The 18,668-nt window shown below is 71.2% G+C and carries 18 protein-coding genes, 1 tRNA gene and 1 pseudogene; 12 read left to right on the top strand and 8 right to left on the bottom strand.

Annotated features, from left to right (window positions below; genetic code table 11):
* Positions 1-29 precede the first annotated feature (29 nt).
* Positions 30-596, top strand: a complete 567-nt coding sequence (locus OG440_RS36010) for a hypothetical protein (RefSeq protein ID WP_406010948.1) — start codon at positions 30-32, stop codon at positions 594-596.
* 90 nt (positions 597-686) lie between these two features.
* Positions 687-1,448, top strand: a complete 762-nt coding sequence (locus OG440_RS36005) for a hypothetical protein (protein ID WP_406010947.1) — start codon at positions 687-689, stop codon at positions 1,446-1,448.
* Positions 1,449-1,476: 28 nt separating this feature from the next.
* Here the strand turns inward: OG440_RS36005 and OG440_RS36000 are convergent, their stop codons facing one another.
* Positions 1,477-2,367, bottom strand: coding sequence for a LysR family transcriptional regulator (locus tag OG440_RS36000; RefSeq protein ID WP_406010946.1), 891 nt, complete (start codon positions 2,365-2,367; stop codon positions 1,477-1,479).
* A 96-nt stretch (positions 2,368-2,463) separates the two neighbouring features.
* Here OG440_RS36000 and OG440_RS35995 point away from each other — a divergent pair, with 96 nt between their 5' ends.
* A complete protein-coding gene (locus OG440_RS35995; RefSeq protein WP_406010945.1) occupies positions 2,464-2,829 on the top strand; it encodes a YybH family protein in 366 nt (121 codons plus the stop codon).
* A gap of 18 nt (positions 2,830-2,847) precedes the next feature.
* Positions 2,848-2,980: pseudogene (locus OG440_RS35990) on the top strand (SMI1/KNR4 family protein); the annotation flags it as partial.
* 8 nt (positions 2,981-2,988) lie between these two features.
* Here the strand turns inward: OG440_RS35990 and OG440_RS35985 are convergent.
* On the bottom strand, positions 2,989-3,798 hold the full coding sequence (locus OG440_RS35985; protein ID WP_406010944.1) for a GNAT family N-acetyltransferase: 810 nt from the start codon (positions 3,796-3,798) through the stop codon (positions 2,989-2,991).
* 59 nt (positions 3,799-3,857) lie between these two features.
* Positions 3,858-4,421, bottom strand: coding sequence for a TetR/AcrR family transcriptional regulator (locus OG440_RS35980; protein WP_406010943.1), 564 nt, complete (start codon positions 4,419-4,421; stop codon positions 3,858-3,860).
* A 92-nt stretch (positions 4,422-4,513) separates the two neighbouring features.
* On the opposite strand from OG440_RS35980, the gene OG440_RS35975 reads away from it, so the two are divergent.
* Entirely contained in the window at positions 4,514-6,151 is a 1,638-nt protein-coding gene (locus OG440_RS35975; protein WP_406010942.1) for an MDR family MFS transporter, read from the top strand.
* On the opposite strand, the gene OG440_RS35970 is transcribed toward OG440_RS35975, so the two are convergent.
* Both OG440_RS35970 and OG440_RS35965 read right to left on the bottom strand, forming a co-directional pair.
* Positions 6,133-6,206 (bottom strand) — tRNA-Met (locus OG440_RS35970). The two genes, OG440_RS35975 and OG440_RS35970, sit on opposite strands and share 19 nt — an antisense overlap.
* Before the next feature lie 56 nt (positions 6,207-6,262).
* On the bottom strand, positions 6,263-6,466 hold the full coding sequence (locus OG440_RS35965) for a cold-shock protein (RefSeq protein ID WP_009192932.1): 204 nt from the start codon (positions 6,464-6,466) through the stop codon (positions 6,263-6,265).
* A gap of 243 nt (positions 6,467-6,709) precedes the next feature.
* Here OG440_RS35965 and OG440_RS35960 point away from each other — a divergent pair, with 243 nt between their 5' ends.
* The 4 genes from OG440_RS35960 (at position 6,710) to OG440_RS35945 (ending at position 11,960) form a co-directional block, all read left to right on the top strand.
* Positions 6,710-7,006, top strand: coding sequence for a hypothetical protein (locus OG440_RS35960; RefSeq protein WP_406010941.1), 297 nt, complete (start codon positions 6,710-6,712; stop codon positions 7,004-7,006).
* A gap of 114 nt (positions 7,007-7,120) precedes the next feature.
* Positions 7,121-8,704 carry an FMN-binding glutamate synthase family protein gene (locus OG440_RS35955; RefSeq protein ID WP_406010940.1) on the top strand — a complete coding sequence of 528 codons (1,584 nt, stop codon included), beginning with the start codon at positions 7,121-7,123 and terminating at the stop codon, positions 8,702-8,704.
* Positions 8,705-8,717: 13 nt separating this feature from the next.
* Positions 8,718-10,481, top strand: coding sequence for a thiamine pyrophosphate-dependent enzyme (locus tag OG440_RS35950; RefSeq protein ID WP_406010939.1), 1,764 nt, complete (start codon positions 8,718-8,720; stop codon positions 10,479-10,481).
* Positions 10,482-10,697: 216 nt separating this feature from the next.
* Complete coding sequence (locus tag OG440_RS35945) at positions 10,698-11,960, top strand: NAD(P)/FAD-dependent oxidoreductase (RefSeq protein ID WP_406010938.1); 1,263 nt, start codon at positions 10,698-10,700, stop codon at positions 11,958-11,960.
* A gap of 12 nt (positions 11,961-11,972) precedes the next feature.
* Here the strand turns inward: OG440_RS35945 and OG440_RS35940 are convergent, their stop codons facing one another.
* Positions 11,973-12,875, bottom strand: coding sequence for an NAD-dependent protein deacetylase (locus tag OG440_RS35940; RefSeq protein ID WP_406010937.1), 903 nt, complete (start codon positions 12,873-12,875; stop codon positions 11,973-11,975).
* A gap of 326 nt (positions 12,876-13,201) precedes the next feature.
* On the opposite strand from OG440_RS35940, the gene OG440_RS35935 reads away from it, so the two are divergent.
* The 3 genes from OG440_RS35935 (at position 13,202) to OG440_RS35925 (ending at position 16,477) form a co-directional block, all read left to right on the top strand.
* A complete protein-coding gene (locus tag OG440_RS35935; RefSeq protein WP_406010936.1) occupies positions 13,202-14,569 on the top strand; it encodes an MFS transporter in 1,368 nt (455 codons plus the stop codon).
* A 312-nt stretch (positions 14,570-14,881) separates the two neighbouring features.
* A complete protein-coding gene (locus OG440_RS35930; RefSeq protein ID WP_406010935.1) occupies positions 14,882-15,160 on the top strand; it encodes a GlsB/YeaQ/YmgE family stress response membrane protein in 279 nt (92 codons plus the stop codon).
* A gap of 210 nt (positions 15,161-15,370) precedes the next feature.
* Positions 15,371-16,477, top strand: coding sequence for an AI-2E family transporter (locus OG440_RS35925; RefSeq protein ID WP_406010934.1), 1,107 nt, complete (start codon positions 15,371-15,373; stop codon positions 16,475-16,477).
* A gap of 247 nt (positions 16,478-16,724) precedes the next feature.
* Here OG440_RS35925 and OG440_RS35920 read toward each other — a convergent pair whose 3' ends face one another.
* Positions 16,725-17,225: a hemerythrin domain-containing protein gene (locus OG440_RS35920; protein WP_406010933.1), complete on the bottom strand. Its 501-nt coding sequence runs from the start codon at positions 17,223-17,225 to the stop codon at positions 16,725-16,727.
* Positions 17,226-17,431: 206 nt separating this feature from the next.
* Positions 17,432-18,625: an acyl-CoA dehydrogenase family protein gene (locus tag OG440_RS35915; RefSeq protein ID WP_406010932.1), complete on the bottom strand. Its 1,194-nt coding sequence runs from the start codon at positions 18,623-18,625 to the stop codon at positions 17,432-17,434.
* Positions 18,626-18,668: the final 43 nt, after the last annotated feature.

The following is an 18,668-nucleotide window of genomic DNA, read 5'->3' as shown; positions in this document are numbered from 1 at the left end:
CACACCGTCAGCGGAGAGGAACAGCACCGGTGAGCGGCTGGATTTCACTCGGCCTCGGAACCGCCGCCGCGCTCTGCCCCCTTCCGGGCCTCGGCGGACCGGCGGTCGTCGTCGACAACACCCCCACCACCACGCACGTGGTGGTGTGTTCCGCCGACGGCTGGATCGAGATCGGCGCCCCCTCCCCGCAACGGCCGGACGCCCCTTCGTCGGTTCCACCCGCACCACGGCCGCCGCGCGCACCGGTCCCTCCGGCGCCGGAACGACAAGCGGCACAGGCGGCACACACACCTCGCCCTGTCGGCGACGCACCCGCTCCGGCCGCGTCGACGGCCCCGCTCCTCCGGCCCGTCGAACAGCCGGCGTCCGTGCCGGAACCGCCGCAGGAGGCCGACGCCGTCGTGGCCGCCGCACCCGCCTCGGCGCCCCGTGCCGCTCCCTTCCGCTGGGTGCCCCGCTTCCACTACGGCGGCGGTTCGGCACGTCCGGCACCCGCCGGCCTGTCCACCACGATGAGCACCGTCGTGATCACGACACCCGCCATCCTGGCCGCCGCCGCGCTGCGCCCGGGCTCCCGCCGCCGCAACGGCGGCTGACCGCCCGAGGGCGGCCGTCGCCCGTCCGCTCACCTCCTCGTCCGCTCCCCTCTCCTCCCCTTGCTCATCTGCTCATCCTGGAGTCCTGCTGTGCCGGAATGGCTGATCTACACCCTGGCCTGTGCGCTGGTCTGCGCTTTCGTGGTCGCCGCCACCGTGATGCGGCATCGCCGCGTGGCGGACGACGAGGACACCTCGCAGACGCCCGACGTGCTCGAGTACATGGTGATGATGGTCGGCGTCGTCTACGCCATCGTCCTGGGCCTGGCGATCGCCGGCGTCTGGGAGGCGCGCGGCGCGGCCGAGGACACCGTGCAGCGCGAGGCCCAGGCGCTGTACGAGATCGACCAGCGTCTGGACGTCTACCCCGCCGTCTTCCACACCCGGGTCCAGCAGCACATCGACGCCTATGCCCGGCACGCCGTGAGCGCGGAGTGGCCGGCCATGGAGGACGACGCTCCGATCGACGCGACCGGCGGCCGGCTGCTGACCCGCATCCGCAGCGACATCGCGCACCACACGCCCACCGACGAACTGCAGGCACAGGCCTACCAGCCGCTCCTCGACCAGATCGCCGCCGCCGACGACGCGCGCCACCAGCGCCTCGACAGCGCCGGCAGCACCCTGCCGGGGGTGGTCTGGTTCGGCCTGATCGCCGGCGGGATCGTGACGCTCGGCCTGCTCTACGCCCTTCAGATCCGTCGGTCGGCGCGGGAGTTGATGCTGGCCACCGCGTTCAGCGCCCTGGTCGTCTTCCTGCTCTTCATGGTCTGGAGCTTCGACGCCCCCTTCGGCCACTCCGGCACCGACTCGGCTCAGCCGTTGCAGGAGTTGTACGCGAGCACGAGCTGAGGCGGACGGCCTGCATGACAGCACCCCCTCAGGCCGGTTCGCGCCGGGTGAAAGCTTGTCGGCTGTGCACGATCAACTCGCGCACAGCCGGGTTGTGTGTGCTTTTCCAGACCAGGGCGAGCACCGCTGGCAGGTCGACGTCGTCGATGACGAGGGCGGTGAGCCGGTCACGGTAGCTCGCGGCCATCGACTCGCTGAGTACCGCGACACCCAGTCCGCGGGAGGCCAGGTCGGCCATGGCGTCCGCGGCGCCGGCCTGCAGCGCGATCCCGGGGTGAAGGTCCTGCGCGGCGCAGGCACGGTCGAACACCGTGCGCAGGCCGGTGCCGGGGGGCATGCAGACGATCGGGTGGGCGACCAGGTCGCCCAGGGTGAGCCGGCGTCGTCGCGCCAGGGGGTGTTCCGGGGGGACGACGGCGACGAGCCGTTCGCTGATGATCGTCAGCGATTGCAGCCCGTCCGGGGTGGTGCCGGCGGTACCGACAAGGGCCAGGTCGACGGCGTCGGCGCGCACCGCCTCGACGAGTCTGTCGGAGTTGTCCTCCAGCAGCGCGATCTCCACCCCCTGATGAGCCCGGTGAAACGCGGCGAGGGCGTCGAAGAGCGGGGTGAGGGTGCAGCCGACGACCATGCCGACCGTGAGCCGGCCCCGGATCAGATCGGTCACCTGTCCGACCGCCTGGCCCACCGCCTCGGCCGCGGCGAGTGCGGCGCGGGCGTGTTCGAGCGCGGCACTTCCCGCAACGGTCAACGTGACGGTGCGTCCCGACCGGTCGAACAGCTCGGCACCGAGTTCCTGTTCGAGTCGGCGGATCTGGGCGCTGACGCCGGACTGGCTGATGTGCACGCGCCCGGCCGCCCGGGTGAAGTTCCGCTCCTCGGCGACCGCGACGAAGTATTCGAGCTGCCTCAGGTCCATGACGGGAGATTCTAGTTCCCAGCAAATCCATCTGTTGGACTTCTGATCCGTGGGCGACAAGGCTGGGAAGCGTCGAAGCCGACCTCAGGAGGAACCGTGCAGCAGTACGAGAAGGCAGTTCGACCCGAGGACATCACTCGCCTGTTCGTCGAACGCTCCAACGCGGGCGACGCGGCCGGGGTCGCCGCGCTCTACGAGGAAGGGGCGGTGATGGCCTATCCGCCCGGGGAACTGACGGTGGGGCGGGACGCGATCCGCGCGGTGTGGGAGAAGGTACTGGCCCACCGTCCGCACTTCGAGCCGGAACCTCCGCTGCCGACGCTGATCAGCGGCGACCTCGCCCTCACCTCCACCCCGCCGAGGGACGGAGCCGGCGCCCGGGCACAGGTCGTCCGACGCCAGCCCGACGGCAGCTGGCTGCGTGTACTCGACCAGCCCGAGTTCGCCCGACCCGCCCGCTGAGGCCGCACGTCACTGCCTCCCGGGCGCACCGCCCATGCCATCGTGAGCTGCCCCTCGGCTGCGCCCACGAGAGTGGCTGATCATCAGTGGCAGCCATAGAGGGACGGTCTGCTCCGACAGCCGGGGCGACGACGTGGACCTCGCGCCGCTTTCGCGGGCCTACGGCGTCCAGACGTACGGCGTCATCGTGGTGATCGTCCGGAAGCCCAGGCGGCGTAGGACCGGGGCGCTGTCGGGTGAGGCGTCCACGTGCAGATACGGGGTGCCGCGGTCGGCGGCGAGGGCGACGCGGGCGTCCACCAGGGCGCGGTAGATGCCCTTGCCCCGCCACTCGGCGAGGGTCGAGCCGCCGAGCAGGGTGGCGAACTGTGTGCCGGGACGGAAAGCCAGCCAGGCCGCGGAGACCATCTGGCCACCTGCCTCGGCGGCGAGGACGACGGTGTCCCGCGGGGCGGCGCCGATCCGGGCGATCAGGTCGTCGCCGAGGCCGCTCAGGTCCAGGCCCCAGACGGCGGACTGAAGGGCCGCGACGGCGTGCAGGTCGGCGTCGGTGCCGACCTGCCGCAGCGTCACTCCCCCCGGCAGCACGGGTCGGCGTAAGGCCGCCTCCTCGACCGAACCGATCAGCACCTCGGTCGGGGGATCGGGGGTGAAGCCCGACGCCCTCAGCCGGTCGGGGAGGTCGGCCGGGAGGTCGTGCCGGCGCAGGCGCCACTCCACGGCCTCACCGCGTGCCGCGAAGAAGTCGCGCTGCCGGGCTATCAGTTCGTCCAGTTCCCCGCCCCGCAGACCCACGTCCCGGGGAGCGGTCACCAGGGCGCGCAGGGGCCCGGCGATCCGGGTGAGCGGACCATCGGGGGCATGGGTGACCGCACGGGGCGGTGCCCCCCGCAACTGGGCGTCGTAGGCGGCCAGAAGGTCCCGGGTATCCGTCGTACGCCCTGACGTCGGGGCCTGTCCGCCGTTCACGCGTCCGGCTGGGGTGACCGCGTCACAAGAAGCCGTGGGGACCCCCGGCGTCTCCGCGGTCACCGTGTGAGGGGCAGGAAGACCGTGTCGACGATCTCCTCGATGACGTGGTCGGGCACGGGGGCGCAGGTCGTGAGGATCTCGTGGCGCAGCAGGTCGAAGGGGAGCGACTTGACGCGTTCGGTGAGGCGTTCCGCCTTGACCTCTCCGCGGTCGACGGCGCGACCGAAGAGCACGTCGAGAGCTTCCTTGCGACCCGTCGCGAGAGGGTCGCGCAGGTCGCCGGCGCCGGTCTCCTGGTGGTAGCCGGCCAGTTGCACGCTCATGGCGGTGATGAACGGGACCCGGGTCGCGTTGATCTCCCGCATGAGGGTGAGGACGTCCTCCCTCAGGCTTCCCGTGTCGGGGGTGGCGAGGCGGTGCCCCTTCAGCGTGTGGACGATGGCGGCCCTGACCAGTTCATCGCGGTCGGACCAGCGCCGATAGAGGACCGGAGGGCTGGTTCCCGCGCGCCGCACGACGGCGTCCATGGTGAACCTGGCGTAGCCGTGGTCCGTGAGTTCGTCCCAGGCCGCATCGAGGAGCGCCTTCTCCAGTGCCGCCCCGCGGCGTCGCTCGGGCATCCACGCCTCCCTTGGATAGACTTGCCTATCTTACTCTAGCGCTCTACCCTGGCCGCCGTAAGATAGAGCTCTATATCTTAAGGTGGCTGTTCATGCGTCCTTCCGACCGGACCGAACCCGTGCCCTCCGCGGTGGACCCCGACCGGATGGACCCCGCCGTGTGGCGCACGGCGTTCACCCTCATCGTGGGCGCCCTCGCCGTCGTCTTCGACACCACCGTGGTCAGCGTCGCCCTCGACGATCTGGCGAAGAACCTCGATGCCCCGCTGTCCACGATCCAGTGGGTGAGCACCGGTTATCTGCTGGCCCTGTTCGTCACCATCCCGATCGCCGGGTGGGCCCAGTCGCGGTTCGGCGGCAGGCGTCTGTGGATCGCGTCCCTGGGCGTGTTCCTGCTCGGCTCGGTCCTGAGCGCGCTGGCGTGGAACGCGGCCGGCCTCATCGCCTTCCGCGTCGTCCAGGGCATCGCGGGCGGCATCATGATGCCGCTCACGACCACGCTGGTCATGCAGGCGGCCAAGGGCCGCAACATCGGCAAGGTCATGGCCGTCATCACCGTGCCCACCGCGCTCGGCCCGATCCTCGGGCCGGTCCTGGGCGGCCTCATCCTGCATCTGGCCGACTGGCGCTGGCTGTTCTTGGTCAACATCCCCTTCTGTGTCGTCGGTGGCCGGCTCGCCTGGCGCAACCTGCCCCACGACCGTCCCGCCCCCGACCGCCCCCGCGCCCGCCTGGACGTCGTCGGCCTGCTCCTGCTCTCCCCCGGCGTCGCCGCCACCCTCTACGGCCTCTCCCGGGCCGAGGGCAGCGCGGGCTTCACCAGCGCCGCGTTCCTCGTCCCGTTCGTCGGCGGACTCGCCCTGATCGGCGGCTTCGTCGCCTGGGCACTGACGCGCGCCGGGGCGCTTGTCGACCTGCGGCTGTTCCGCCACCGGGCGGTGGCCTCCTCGTCCGCCCTGGTCTTCCTGGCCGGCGTCTCCCTGTACGGGACGATGATGCTGCTGCCCCTGTACTTCCAGCAGGTCCGGGGCGAGGACGCCCTGGGCGCCGGGTTGCTGCTCATCCCGCAGGGCGTCGGCGCGCTCGTCGCACGCGGGCTCGCGGGCAGGTACCTCGACCGCGTCGACCCCCGGTGGGTCGCCTTCGCCGCCTTCGCCTTCCTCACCGCGGCCACCGTGCCGTTCGCCTTCGTCACCGCCGAGACCGGCGAGGTCCCGCTCATGGCCGCGCTGTTCGTCCGCGGCATCGGCCTGGGGGCCGCCATGATCGCGCCCACCGCCGCCGCCTTCGTGGGTCTGCGGCACGAGGAGATCCCCGACGCCGGGATCATCACCCGCGTCGCCCAGCAGATCGGCGGCTCGGTGGGCATCGCCGTCCTCGCCGCGATCCTCCAGCACACCGCCGGGGACGCCCGCACCCCCGGCGCGCAGGCCGACGGCTTCGACGCCGCGTTCTGGTGGTCGGTGGCGCTCACCGCCGTCGCCGTCCCGCTCTGCCTGCTCCTGCCGGGCCGACCCGAGCCGTCCGCCCCCGCCGACGAGGCCAGGACGGACGCCGCCCCCGGCGAGGTGACCGAGGTCCAGGAACCGTCGGGTCGCACGCCCTTCGGCACCCGGCCGTCGGCTCCGTCCCCGGCATCGCGAAGCGCGGCGGTCTCCCCGGCGCGTCACATGCCGAAGGGGCCCGGCGATGCCGGACCCCTTCGTTCTCGTAGCGGGGACAGGATTTGAACCTGCGACCTCTGGGTTATGAGCCCAGCGAGCTACCGAGCTGCTCCACCCCGCGTCGGTGGTGCCACTCTACACAGTGGTGTCGCGCGGGGCGGACGGTGGGCGGCCGCCTCAGCCGCGGACGATGTTCTCGGCCTGCGGGCCCTTCTGCCCCTGGGTCACGTCGAAGGTGACCGGCTCTCCCTCCACCAGTTCCCGGTAGCCGTTGCCGGAGATGTTGGAGTAATGGGCGAAGACGTCCGGTCCGCCGCCGTCCTGGGCGATGAAGCCGAAGCCCTTTTCGGAGTTGAACCACTTCACGGTGCCGCTGGCCATGCTGCTCGTCCTTCGGGTATTGCCGGGAGGCCCGGCTGGTCTGTGTGCGGGGCCGTCCACGACGGAAGGCACCCGGCGTTGGTCCTACCCCGCCGACGGAGCGGTTATACGACTTCTCCGACCATCGCAGCACTCAGGTCGTCCGCTCCGCGTGCCCTGTCCGGCCCAAGCCCCCGCGCAGAGCGCTCGCCGGGCTGCTCAACTGGCCGGACGACGCTCCATCTCATCGCAAGGGAACTCACCATGGCCATCGTCGCAGTACTCGAAATGCCCGGGATGACCCAGGCCCTGTACGAGCAGAGCGCGGAGAAGGTTGCCGGCCGACCCGGCCCGGTCAGGAGCCCCGCCGACTGGCCGGTGGCCGGCCTCGTCTCGCACACCTCCGCCCCCACCGAGAACGGCTGGCTCGTCGTGGACGTCTGGGAGTCCGAGGAGGCGTTCCGGCAGTTCGGCGAGACCCTCCTCCCGATCCTGCGGGAACTCGGTCTCGCGGACGTCCAGCCACGGACCTACCCGGTGTTCAACGTGGTCACCCGGTAGCGGTGGTCACCCGGTGGCGCCGGTGCGGTCGCCGGACGGCACGAGGGGATTTCTTGACGATCTCCGGTAGCGACGGAGAGACATGATCGTCGGCTGTCGGGCAACGCGGGGGAGGTGACACGTATTGGACTGGTTGTTCTCGCTCTGGTCGTCGGGCTCGCGGCAGGCGCGACCGCGGTGGCAGGTTCGCCCTGGTGGTGGTCGGCCGCCGCGCCGGTGCTCGTGCTGGGGCTCCTGGGCGTAGCGGACCTGCTGCAGCGCCGGCACTCCGTGCTGCGCAACTATCCCGTGCTCGGGCACGCCCGCTTCCTCCTGGAGAAGATCCGCCCGGAACTGCAGCAGTACTTCATCGAGCGGAACTTCGACGGCCGTCCCTTCGACCGCGACACCCGCACGATCGTCTACGAGCGGGCCAAGGGGACCGACGCCGAACAGCCGTACGGCACCGAGCGGGACGTCTACCGCCCCGGCTACGAGTACCTGGTGCCGTCGATGGCGCCCTGTGCGGTACCGAAGACGCCACCGCGGGTGCGCATCGGCGGACCCGACTGCGGCCGCCCGTACGACATGGCGCTGCTGAACGTGTCGGCGATGAGTTTCGGCTCGCTCTCCGCGAACGCGATCCTCGCGCTCAACGGGGGCGCCGCGGCCGGGGGCTTCGCCCACGACACCGGCGAGGGCGGCCTGTCGGAGTACCACCTGCGGCCGGGTGGTGACCTCGTCTGGGAGATCGGCACCGGCTACTTCGGCTGCCGGACCGACGACGGCGACTTCGACCCGTCGGAATTCGCCGACAAGGCCGCCCACGAGCACGTGAAGTGCGTGTCGCTCAAGCTCTCCCAGGGCGCGAAACCCGGCATCGGCGGGGTGCTGCCCGGAGCGAAGGTCAACGCGGAGATCGCGCGGGTACGGGACGTGCCGCAAGGCCGGACGGTGATCTCACCGCCCTATCACCGCGTGTTCTCCACACCCCGCGAACTCGTCCGCTTCGTCGCCAGGATGCGGGAACTGTCCGGCGGGAAGCCGACCGGTTTCAAACTCTGCGTGGGGTCGCGCCGCCAGTTCCTCGCCGTGTGCAAGGCGATGCTGGCGGAGGGCACCGCCCCGGACTTCATCGTGGTGGACGGCGCCGAGGGCGGGACCGGGGCCGCGCCTCTGGAGTTCGCCGACCATGTCGGCACCCCGCTCACCGAGGGGCTCCTGACCGTCCACAACGCGCTCGTCGGCGCGGGGCTGCGCGACCGGATCAGGATCGGGGCGAGCGGCAAGATCGCCACCGGTACCGACCTGGTCAAGCGCATGGTGCAGGGCGCCGACTACGGCAACGCCGCACGGGCGATGATGTTCGCCGTCGGCTGTATCCAGGCGCAGCGGTGTCATACGAACACCTGCCCCACCGGCGTCACCACGCAGGACCCCCGGCGTGCCCGCGCCCTGCACGTCGGCGACAAGACGCTCCGGGTCCAGCGCCTGCAGGAGGCGACGGTGGCGAGCGCGCTGCAGATCATGGCGTCCATGGGAGTGACCGATCCCGCGCAGCTGCGGCCGCACATGCTGCGCCGACGCATCGACCCCCGCACCGAACGTTCCTTCGAGGAACTCTACGAATGGCTGGCGCCCGGGCAGTTGCTCGCCGAGCCCCCCGCCTCCTGGGCGGCCGACTGGGACGCCGCCGACCCCGACCGCTTCACCGTGTGATCTGGAGGATCCAGTGGCCCGAACCGTCGCGCGCGTCATCGTGGACGCGCTGAACGAACTTGGCGTACGCCAGGTCTTCGGCGTCGTAGGCGACGCGCTCAACCCGCTGACCGACGCCATCCGCACCACCGAGGGCCTGGAGTGGGTGGGCTGCCGGCACGAGGAGGCCGCGGCCTTCGCCGCGAGCGCCCAGTCGCAGCTCAGCGGCACCCTGGGCGTGTGCATGGGCACCGTCGGCCCCGGTTCCGTGCACCTGCTCAACGGACTTTACGACGCGGCCAAGAGCCATACGCCGGTGCTGGCGATCGCCGGGCAGGTCCCGCTCGCCGAGCTCGGCAGCGACTATTTCCAGGAGGTCGACAACGACGCCCTCTTCAGCGACGTGGCCGTCTTCCGGGCCACGATCACCTCGGGCGACCAGCTGCCGCAGATGCTGGAGACGGCGGTGCGCACCGCGCTGGGCCGCAAGGGCGTCGCCGTGCTGACCATCCCCGGTGACCTGGGGGAACAGGAGCTGAGCGCGGACCGGCCGGCCCGGTTCTCGCTCAACGCCCCGCTGAGCCGGCCGGACGAGTCCGCCGTACGACGGGCCGCCGAACTCCTCGACCGTGCGGAGCGGGTCACGCTGCTCGTCGGCCGCGGCGCCCGCGCCGCACGCGAGGACGTCCTGGCCCTGGCCGACCGGCTGGCCGCGCCGATGGTGCTCACCCTCAAGGCGAAGGAAGGCTTCGAGGGCGACGCCAATCCCTTCCAGGTCGGACAGACCGGGCTGATCGGGAACCCCGCGGCCGCGTCGGCCCTTCAGGACGCGGACACGCTTCTGCTGCTGGGCACCGACTTCCCCTACCGGGACTGGTATCCGGAGGGCCGGACCGTCATCCAGGTGGACACCGAGGCGTCCCACATCGGACGCCGGGTGCCCGTGGAAGTGGGGCTCGTCGGTGACACGGGCGCGACCGTCCGGGACCTCCTGGCCCACCTCGCCGCCGCGCCCGCCGAGAGCGGCGGCGGGCGCGACCGCTCGCATCTGGAGGATGCCCGCAAACGCTTCGAGCGGTGGCGTGAGGGCCAGGCGCGGCTCGCGGACCCGGCGCACGACAAGAGCCTGGTGGGCCGGGTCCGCTCCGCCCTGGACAACCGCTCCGACGACATCCGTCCGGAGGCGTTGGCCGCCGTGGTGGACCGGCTCGCCGACGAGGACGCCATCTTCACCTCGGACACGGGCATGGCCACCGTGTGGCTGTCGCGTTTCGTCGAGATGCGCGGCGAGCGCCGGCTGATCGGCTCCTACAACCTGGGCTCCATGGCCAACGCCATGCCACAGGCCCTCGGCGCCCAGTGTCTGGATCGGGACCGTCAGGTCGTGGCCTTCTGCGGCGACGGCGGGCTGAGCATGCTGCTCGGCGACCTCATGACGCTCAAGACGAGCGGGCTGCCCGTCAAGCTCGTGGTCTTCGACAACCGCCGGCTGGGCATGGTCAAGCTGGAACAGGAACAGGCCGGACTCCCGGAGTTCGGCACCGTGCTGGACAATCCGGACTTCGCGGCCGTCGCCACGGCCATGGGCATCACCGGCATCCGGGTGACCGACCCGGCCGACCTGGAGGAGTCCGTACGCCGGGCCTTCGACACCCCCGGACCCGTGCTGCTCGACGTGCTCACCAACCCGGACGAGATCGCCGTTCCCGCCAAGCCGACCGTGGCACAGGGCTGGGGCTTCGCGGTGGCCAAGGTGAAGGAAGTCGTGCGCAGCCAGGGAGACACGGACGAGCACTGACCGCACGCACCGGCCGGGCCACCGGCCGGTCGGCTCGGCCCCAGGTGATCCGGCAGGCCCTGCGGACCCGGGGGATCGCCTGGGGCAGAGAGCGGCGGTGAAGTGCATCCGCTCCCCCGGTCGGACGCGAAGGGGAAGTGACGGTACGGGGCCGCGGAGCCGTCGCGGCGCCCGGACCGCGTGACCGTGGGCGAGCCGGCGAGGGAAGGGAAGTCCGTGAACGCAACCGAACGATCACCGGACGTCGTGGTGATCGGGGCAGGCGTCGCCGGCCTCGCCTGTGCTCAGGACCTGCTGGCCGCCGGTGTCGGCGTGCGGATCCTGGAGGCCTCCGACGGGGTCGGCGGCCGGATGCGCTCCGACCGTGTGGACGGCTTCGTGATCGACCGCGGCTTCCAGGTCTTCAACCCGTCCTACCCGCAGGTCCGGCGGCGCCTGGCAGCGGACGGGCTGGACCCGCGCCCCTTCGACCGGGGCGTCCTCATCCACACCGACACCGGCAGACGCCGTCTGACCGACCCGTTCGCTCACCCGTCCTCGCTCGTCGACCTGCTGTCGGGGCGCCTGGCGGGACCGCGCGACCTGGCGGCGCTGGGCGCCCTCGCCGCTTCCGACGCGGTGTCGCCGCCGCGCCGGCTGAAGCGGCGGCCGGATCGCAGCACCCGCACGGCGCTCGCCGCCGCGGGCTTCACCGACGCGTTCGTCGAGCGCTTCTTCCTGCCGTTCCTGTCCGGGGTGTTCCTGGAGGACCGTCTGGAGACGTCCGCCCGGGTCTTCCATCTCGTGTGGCGCAGCATGCTGCGCGGCACCCTGAGCCTGCCCGCCGCGGGCATCGGTGCCGCGCCTCTCGCGTTGGCGGCCTCGCTGCCGAACGGCACCGTGCGACGGGAGACCCCGGTCGAACGGCTGACGGACGACGGCGTGGAGACCGCCGCCGGTGAACTCGTCCCGGCGCGTGCCGTGGTGGTGGCCACCGGCCCCGGTGCGGCCCGAAGCCTGCTGCCCGACGTCACCGTGCCGCCGTACCGCGTGACGACGACCTACTACCACGCCATGCCGAAACCGCCGCTGAACGACTCCACTTTGCTGGTGGACACCCGGCGCCGCTTCCTCAACACGTGCGTACCGAGCAACGTGGCCGCCTCCTACGCGCCCCCCGGCCGGGCGCTCGTGGCCACCTCGGTGCTCGGCGCGGACGCCGCCGGCCGGGAACGGGCGCTGCGCGCGACGCTGAGCGAGGTCTACGACACCGATGCCGACCACTGGGACCTGCTGACCGTCCGTACGGTGCCCGACGCGCTGCCCGCGATGGCGCCCCCTCAGGAGCTCAGCCGCACGACCCGAGTGGCCCGGGGTCGATACGTGTGCGGTGACCACCGGGCGACGGGCTCGGTGCAGGGGGCGATGGCGTCGGGCGCCCGCGCCGCCAGGGAGGTGCTGCGCGACCTCGGTGGGCAGCACCCGCGAAAGGACCGTTGAGCAGGGGCGTGGTCAGGCGGACGCCGCCTGGTCGTCGAGCGCGATGCCGAGGCGACCGGCCACCGTGGTGAGGGCCGTGCCCAGCGGGAGCTCGACCCGCGTGACGGCGTGCTGGTCGCCCCGGGTCGGGTCCCGGTTGACGATCAGCACGGGCTTCCCTGCCTGACCCGCCTGGCGGACGAACCGAAGCCCGGACATCACCGTCAGCGATGATCCCAGGACCAGCAGCGAGGCCGCCTCGTCGACCAGCGCGCGGCAGTGCTCGACGCGTGCCGGCGGAACGGTTTCGCCGAAGAACACCACGTCCGGTTTGAGGATGCCGCCGCAGACCGTGCACGAGACCACGCGGAAGTCCCCGACCTGTGCGTCGGTGAGGTCGGCGTCACCGTCCGGGTTGACGGCGGCTGCCACGGGCGCGAAACCCGCGTTGGCCTCCTCCAGCCGCCGGGCGAGCTCGCGGCGCGCGCTGACGGCACCGCAGGACAGGCAGACGACCCGGCTCAGGCTTCCGTGGAGTTCCACGACCTCCTCGCTGCCGGCGGCCTGGTGCAAGCCGTCGACGTTCTGGGTGATCACGCCCGTGAGGAGGCCGTGCCGCGCGAACGCGGCCACGGCCCGGTGACCGGCGTTGGGGCGGGCGCGCCCGAAGGTGCGCCATCCGAGGTGGCTGCGCGCCCAGTACCGGCGCCTGGCCCGGGCGTCGGCGGTGAAGTCCTGGTAGGTCATCGGGGTGTGCCGGCTCAGGCTCCCGCCCTCGCCCCGGTAGTCGGGGATGCCCGACTCCGTCGAGATGCCCGCTCCGCTCAGCACCAGCACGTTGCCCGCGCCCAGCGCGTCGACGACCTGCTGCGGATCGGTCGTGGCCGGCGGCAGGTCCTGGGCCGGGGTCCAGCTCAGAGTGGGGCGCATGCGCATGCCGCCAGAGTACGGAACGGGCGGCTCAGGCCGAAGGACGGACCCCGGGCGCCCCACCCGCCACGAAGTCGACGCACCACGCGCCGGAAACGGGCCCCCTGGTTCGGTTGCGTGCGCGGGAGGCGAGATGGGTCACATCATGATCCGGCGAGGTGCCCCGCGGAGCGGGTCTACGGGCCTGCCCACACCACGTTTACGTGCAGCATGCATTGAAGTGCGTACAGCGCGTAAAGGGCACATGTCGACCTATCGTCGCTCTTTGGCCTGCCGCCGGCGTCGTCGAGCAGACCGTCCCCCGTCCCCGACGAAAGTAGGCGAGCGAAGCTTTGCCGACTGCCACAGTCGCCACTCCCCCGACGCCCCTCCCGACCACCCCGACCGTCCCGGAGAACGCCACCGTCACGGACCCCGCCGTCGTGAAACGCGCCGTGAAGGCCGCCGCGCTGGGCAACGCGATGGAATGGTTCGACTTCGGCGTCTACAGCTACATCGCGGTCACCCTGGGCAAGGTCTTCTTCCCGTCCGGGAACCCGACCACCCAGTTGCTCTCCACCTTCGGCGCCTTCGCGGCCGCCTTCCTGGTCCGACCGCTCGGCGGCATGCTCTTCGGACCGCTCGGCGACCGTGTCGGCCGCCAGAAGGTGCTGGCCGCCACCATGATCCTGATGGCCGCGGGCACGTTCGCCATCGGCCTCATCCCGTCGTACGCCTCGATCGGCGTCGGAGCCCCCCTGCTCCTGCTGGCCGCCCGCCTCGTACAGGGCTTCTCCACCGGCGGCGAGTACGCGGGCGCCTCCACCTTCATCGCCGAGTACGCGCCCGACAAGCGGCGCGGTTTCTTCGGCAGCTGGCTGGAGTTCGGCACGCTCGCCGGTTACATCGGCGGCGCCGGCCTGGTCACGGTGATGACCGCCCTGCTGTCCACGGAGGACCTGCTGAGCTGGGGCTGGCGGATCCCGTTCCTCATCGCCGGCCCGATGGGCATCGTCGGCCTCTACCTGCGGATGCGGCTGGAGGAGACCCCGGCGTTCGCGGCCGAGATGGAGAAGGCCGAGTCGAACCGCCCGAAGGTACCGCTGCGCCGGATGATCGTCGGCCAGTGGCGGGCGCTGCTGCTCTGCGTCGGCCTGGTGCTGGTCTTCAACGTCACCGACTACATGCTGCTGTCGTATATGCCGAGCTATCTGACCAGTGAGCTCGGCTACGACGACACGCACGGCCTGCTCGTCGTACTCGGCGTGATGGCCGTGATGATGATCGTCCAGCCCTTCGCGGGCGCCCTGACCGACCGCGTGGGCCGCCGCCCGGTGATCGCCGCGGGCTGTGCGGGCTTCCTGCTGCTGTCCGTCCCCGCACTGCTGCTGATCCGCCAGGGCAGCCTGTTCGCGGTCGCGCTCGGCATGGGCGCGCTGGGCCTGCTGCTGGTCTGCTTCACGGCGGCGATGCCGGCCGCTCTGCCGGCGCTGTTCCCGACGAAGGTCCGCTACGGATCGCTGTCGATCGGCTTCAACGTCTCCGTCTCGCTCTTCGGCGGCACCACCCCGCTCGTGGTGACGGCCCTGATCGGGGCGACCGGAAACATGATGATGCCCGCTTACTACATGATGGCCGCGGCCGTGATCGGTGGTGTGGCGGTGTGGTTCATGGCCGAGTCGGCGGGACGCCCGCTGCCGGGCTCGGCACCCTCGCTGTAGGGCCGAGGACGTCCGGACCCGCCGCCGACCGCGGCCAAGGGGCGCGAGCCGCCGGGGCCTGACAGTCCGCCAACCTGATCGGTGGACAGTTCGCCCCGGCGGAGGGGCCGTCGGTCCACCTCGCCCCGCTCACCGAGGAGGAGTGGGCGGCGATCGCCCGGCCCCACCCGTGTCTCCCGCCCCACGGCCCCCGCCTCGACGCGACGCTTCGCCTGTCTTGCGATTGAGTATGTGCCAGTGACGTTTGTTCGATCGCGAATGGTGCACACGAGAAGCTGACACTGTCTTTACACGACGAAGCGGAGAGACATCATGGGCATCATCGCGTGGATCATCATCGGCCTCCTTGCCGGCGCCATCGCCAAGGCCTTGATGCCGGGCAAGGACCCCGGTGGCATCATCATCACCATGCTCATCGGTATCGCCGGCGGTCTGCTCGGCGGCTGGCTCGGCAAGGTGATCTTCGGTGTCGACTCCGTCGACGGATTCTTCGACCTCTCCACCTGGATCGCCGCGATCGTGGGCTCCTTCATCCTGCTGGCCCTCTACCGCCTCGTCACGGGCAACCGGCATTCGCACCGCCACGCGTAACCGCCGACGTCGTTGACGGCAGGCATCATCCGGACGGCTCCCACCCGCACAGGGTGGGAGCCGTCGGCGTACCCGCCCTCTCCCCCGTTCGGCGCCGGGCCCGCGATCACGGTCCGGCGCGTGCGGGCCTGACCGACGGCCCTACCGGCCTTCGGGGGAACTTCGGGCCTGCGCCGCTCCCCCGCGGTCGCCCAGTGGTACGGGGATGAGATGCCCACACCCCCCAGACCCGATCAGCCCGCCTCGCCGCTCGAACGCCGAAGCAGCGGGGAGCCGCACGTGCCGGGTCTGCTGCGGACCGCGGCCGCGTACGCATGGCGGATCATCGCCGTCGGCATCGTCGTCCGCGTCGCCTTCTCCGTGCTCGGGCAGTTCCACCGGATCGCCGTCGCCGTCTTCCTGGGGCTCGTCATCACCGCCGTGCTCCGTCCCGTGGCCGGCCTGCTCGCGCGCTTCGTGCCCCGCCCGCTCGCGGTCGCCGCCGCGCTGATCGGCGGCATCGTCCTCGTTCTCGGCGCGCTGGCCCTGGTGGGTGAGACCGCGGCGCATGAGCGCAGTGGACTGGAGAAGGAGTTCGTGGCGGGAATCGACCGGATCGAACGCCGCCTGGAGCAGCCGCCCTTCCGCCTTCCCGCGGACGCGTTCGACGATCTCCAGTCCCGGATCGGCGAGCTCCTGTCGAGCCACCGTTCCACCCTCGTCAGTACGGCGCTCAGTGGCGCGAGCCGGCTGGTCGAGGTGCTGACGGTGCTCGCCCTGGCCGTGTTCTGCGCGGTCTTCTTCACATACTCCGGCGACCGGCAGTGGCAGTGGCTGTGCGACCAGCTCCACGACGGCGCACGGCGACGGGTCACGATCGCGGGCCGGGCGGCCTGGCGGACGTTCACCGGTTACACGCGCGGCATCCTGCTGGTGGCCGCCACCAACGCGGTCCTCGTGGGCATCGCGCTGTTCGCTCTGGGGGTGCCGCTGGCGGTGCCGTTGGCCCTGCTGGAGTTCGTGGCCGCGTTCGTCCCGCTGATCGGCTCGCCCATCGCCCTGGCGATCGCGGCCGTCGTCGCACTGGCGTCGAAGGGACCGGTCACCGCCCTGCTCGTGGTGGCCCTGATCGTGGTCATCGGACAGATCGAGGGCCATCTGCTGCACCCCATCGTGATGAGCTGGGCCGTCCGGTTGCACCCGGTGGTGGTGGCCCTGGCGGTCGTCGGCGGAGCGGTCGCGGCGGGGGTGATCGGCGCCGTCGTCGCCGTACCGCTGGTCGCCGTGGTGTGGGCCGTGTACCAGGCGCTGGGCGCTCCTGCCGAGGATCCGGGCTGAGGCGGCGACGCCAGGCGACCGCGCGCGCCGAGGCACGCCGTCCCGGGTGGTCGTGCCCAGCTCCAGCACCATCCCCGACCACGACCTCGCGGGCATCCAGGGCGCAAGGCAAGGCGTTTCGCCGCCCGCGGCCGGGGCGGGCGTGCGTAGAGGCCCGGGCTTGCCGGCAGTCGGCGAGCCCAGGCCTCTCTGGCTTCCGCGTGTGCTCGCCCTCCGGCAGCCAGGGGGGTCACACGACGGGCCCCGGTCAGGAGCCGACGATACGACGCACGTTGTCCACGGACCCGCAGTCGGCCTTCAGCTGACGCTCCCTCTCTTCCAGGAACGCCTCGCCCAGCTCCTCCCGTCGCTCCATGGCGACGTTCTCGCGGGCACCGTTGAGGATCGTGCGTTCCTCCTCGTCGGTGTGGTGGGCGACGGCCTCGACGAGCTCCTCCAGCTTCTCGTCCCACTCCTCGGAGCCGACCTCGTCGACCTCCAGGAGCTCGAGGAGTGCCTTGTTGCCCTCGTCGTGCTCCTCCTCGCCGTGCTCCACCTCTTCGTCGTCGATCTTCTTGAAGCGCTTCAGGGCGGGGTACACCTTCGCCTCCTCCGCCAGCGCGTGCGCGATCAACAGGTCGGCGAACTCTCGCAGGGCCGCTGCCCGGTCGGCCTCGACGCTGCGCATCAGACGGAAGAGGTCCTCCATTCTTCTGTGGTCCTGGAGGATGAGTGCGACGACGTCTCGCGTGTCGGTCGTGTCAGGCATGTCGGCCATGGGGATGGGCTTCACTTTCGTACGAGGGACCTGGGCAGGACCGAGTACCCCCGAACGCCGACTTCATTGATCCCCGCCCCTCCCTGTCACCCCTGGTCATTGCTGGTCGTTGCTGGTCATCCATGGTCCTCCCTGCCCTGCGGCGGCTCACGCTCGCCCGGACAGCCGGACAGCCGGACGGGCGGACGGCCCGACGGTCAGACGAAGGCGCTCTGTCCGGTGATCGCCTTGCCGACGATCAGTGTGTTCATCTCCCTGGTGCCTTCGAACGAGTAGATGGCCTCCGCATCGGCGAAGAAGCGTGCCACGTCGTACTCCAGGACGATGCCGTTGCCCCCGAAGATCTCCCGGGACCAGGCCACGACCTCGCGCATGCGGGCGGTGACGTGGGCCTTGGCCAGGGACGAGTGCTCGTCCCGGAACACCCCCGCGTCCTGCAGTCCGGCGAGCCGACGCAGCATGCCCCAGCTCGACGTGATGTTGCCCAGGCACTTCACCAGGAGGTCCTGCACGAGCTGGAATCCCGCGAGCGGACGGCCGAACTGCTGCCTCTGCGTGGCGTAGCGCAGGGCCGCCTCGTACGCGCCGATCATGACGCCGAGAGCCTGCCAGGCGACCCCGCTCCGCGTGGCGCGCAGGACTTCCGCGACATCACGGAACGAAGAGGCGTTCCGCAGCCGATCGCTTTCCGGCACCCGGACGTCGGTGAGGGTGATGTCCGCGTTCTGGACGATGCGCAGCGACGTCTTGTGGGCGATCTTCTCGGCCTTGAATCCGGGCGTGTCCTTGGCGACGACGAATCCCTTGACCTGGTCGTCGTCGACATCGCGGGCCCAGACGACGATGAGGTCGGCGAAGGTGGCGTTGCCTATCCAGCGCTTGGCGCCGTTGAGGACCCATGTGTCGCCGTCGCGCCGGGCGGTGGTGTGCATACCGGCCGCGATGTCGGAGCCGTCCAGCGGCTCCGTGAGGGCGAACGCCCCGATGGTGTCCATCCTCGCCATGGCGGGCAGCCACCGGTCGCGCTGGGCCTGGTCGCCGCCCGCGTGGATGGCGTACATGGCGAGTCCGTTGTGGACGCCGAAGAAGGTGGCGACCGAAGCGTCGACACGGCTCATCTCCATCGCCATCATTCCGGTCAGCAGATGACTGGCGGTGGGGCCGTGGTCGCCATAGCCCTCGTACGACAGTCCGACCAGTCCACTCTCCCGGAAACGGCTGATCAGCTCCATGGGAAAGGTGCCGTCGGCCCAGTGCTCGGCCACCAGGGGCTGGACCTCGTCGCGCATGAAGGCCCTCGTCCTGAGCAGAACCTTGCGCTCCTCCTCCGTGAGATCCGCCTCGAAGTCGTAGAAGTCGGCCACGTTCTGCTGTTCCGTGAGTGAAGTCATGGGGCCCTTCTTCCACGCTTGTCCCGAGCGATGCGCGCAGAGG

This window comes from Streptomyces sp. NBC_00637 (assembly GCF_045161545.1).
Classification (GTDB): domain Bacteria; phylum Actinomycetota; class Actinomycetes; order Streptomycetales; family Streptomycetaceae; genus Streptomyces.
The sequence above is the reverse complement of the archived record's forward strand: the minus strand, read 5'-3'. Positions and strand labels throughout refer to the sequence as shown.

Bases quoted from the DNA above. Each gene is read 5' to 3' on its own strand.
- OG440_RS36000 (WP_406010946.1), bottom strand. From the start codon at position 2,367: ATGGACCTGAGGCAGCTCGAATACTTCGTCGCGGTCGCCGAGGAGCGG.
- OG440_RS35980 (WP_406010943.1), bottom strand. From the start codon at position 4,421: ATGCCCGAGCGACGCCGCGGGGCGGCACTGGAGAAGGCGCTCCTCGAT.
- OG440_RS35975 (WP_406010942.1), top strand. From the start codon at position 4,514: ATGCGTCCTTCCGACCGGACCGAACCCGTGCCCTCCGCGGTGGACCCC.
- OG440_RS35965 (WP_009192932.1), bottom strand. From the start codon at position 6,466: ATGGCCAGCGGCACCGTGAAGTGGTTCAACTCCGAAAAGGGCTTCGGC.
- OG440_RS35960 (WP_406010941.1), top strand. From the start codon at position 6,710: ATGGCCATCGTCGCAGTACTCGAAATGCCCGGGATGACCCAGGCCCTG.
- OG440_RS35940 (WP_406010937.1), bottom strand. From the start codon at position 12,875: ATGCGCATGCGCCCCACTCTGAGCTGGACCCCGGCCCAGGACCTGCCG.
- OG440_RS35930 (WP_406010935.1), top strand. From the start codon at position 14,882: ATGGGCATCATCGCGTGGATCATCATCGGCCTCCTTGCCGGCGCCATC.
- OG440_RS35925 (WP_406010934.1), top strand. From the start codon at position 15,371: ATGCCCACACCCCCCAGACCCGATCAGCCCGCCTCGCCGCTCGAACGC.
- OG440_RS35920 (WP_406010933.1), bottom strand. From the start codon at position 17,225: ATGCCTGACACGACCGACACGCGAGACGTCGTCGCACTCATCCTCCAG.
- OG440_RS35915 (WP_406010932.1), bottom strand. From the start codon at position 18,625: ATGACTTCACTCACGGAACAGCAGAACGTGGCCGACTTCTACGACTTC.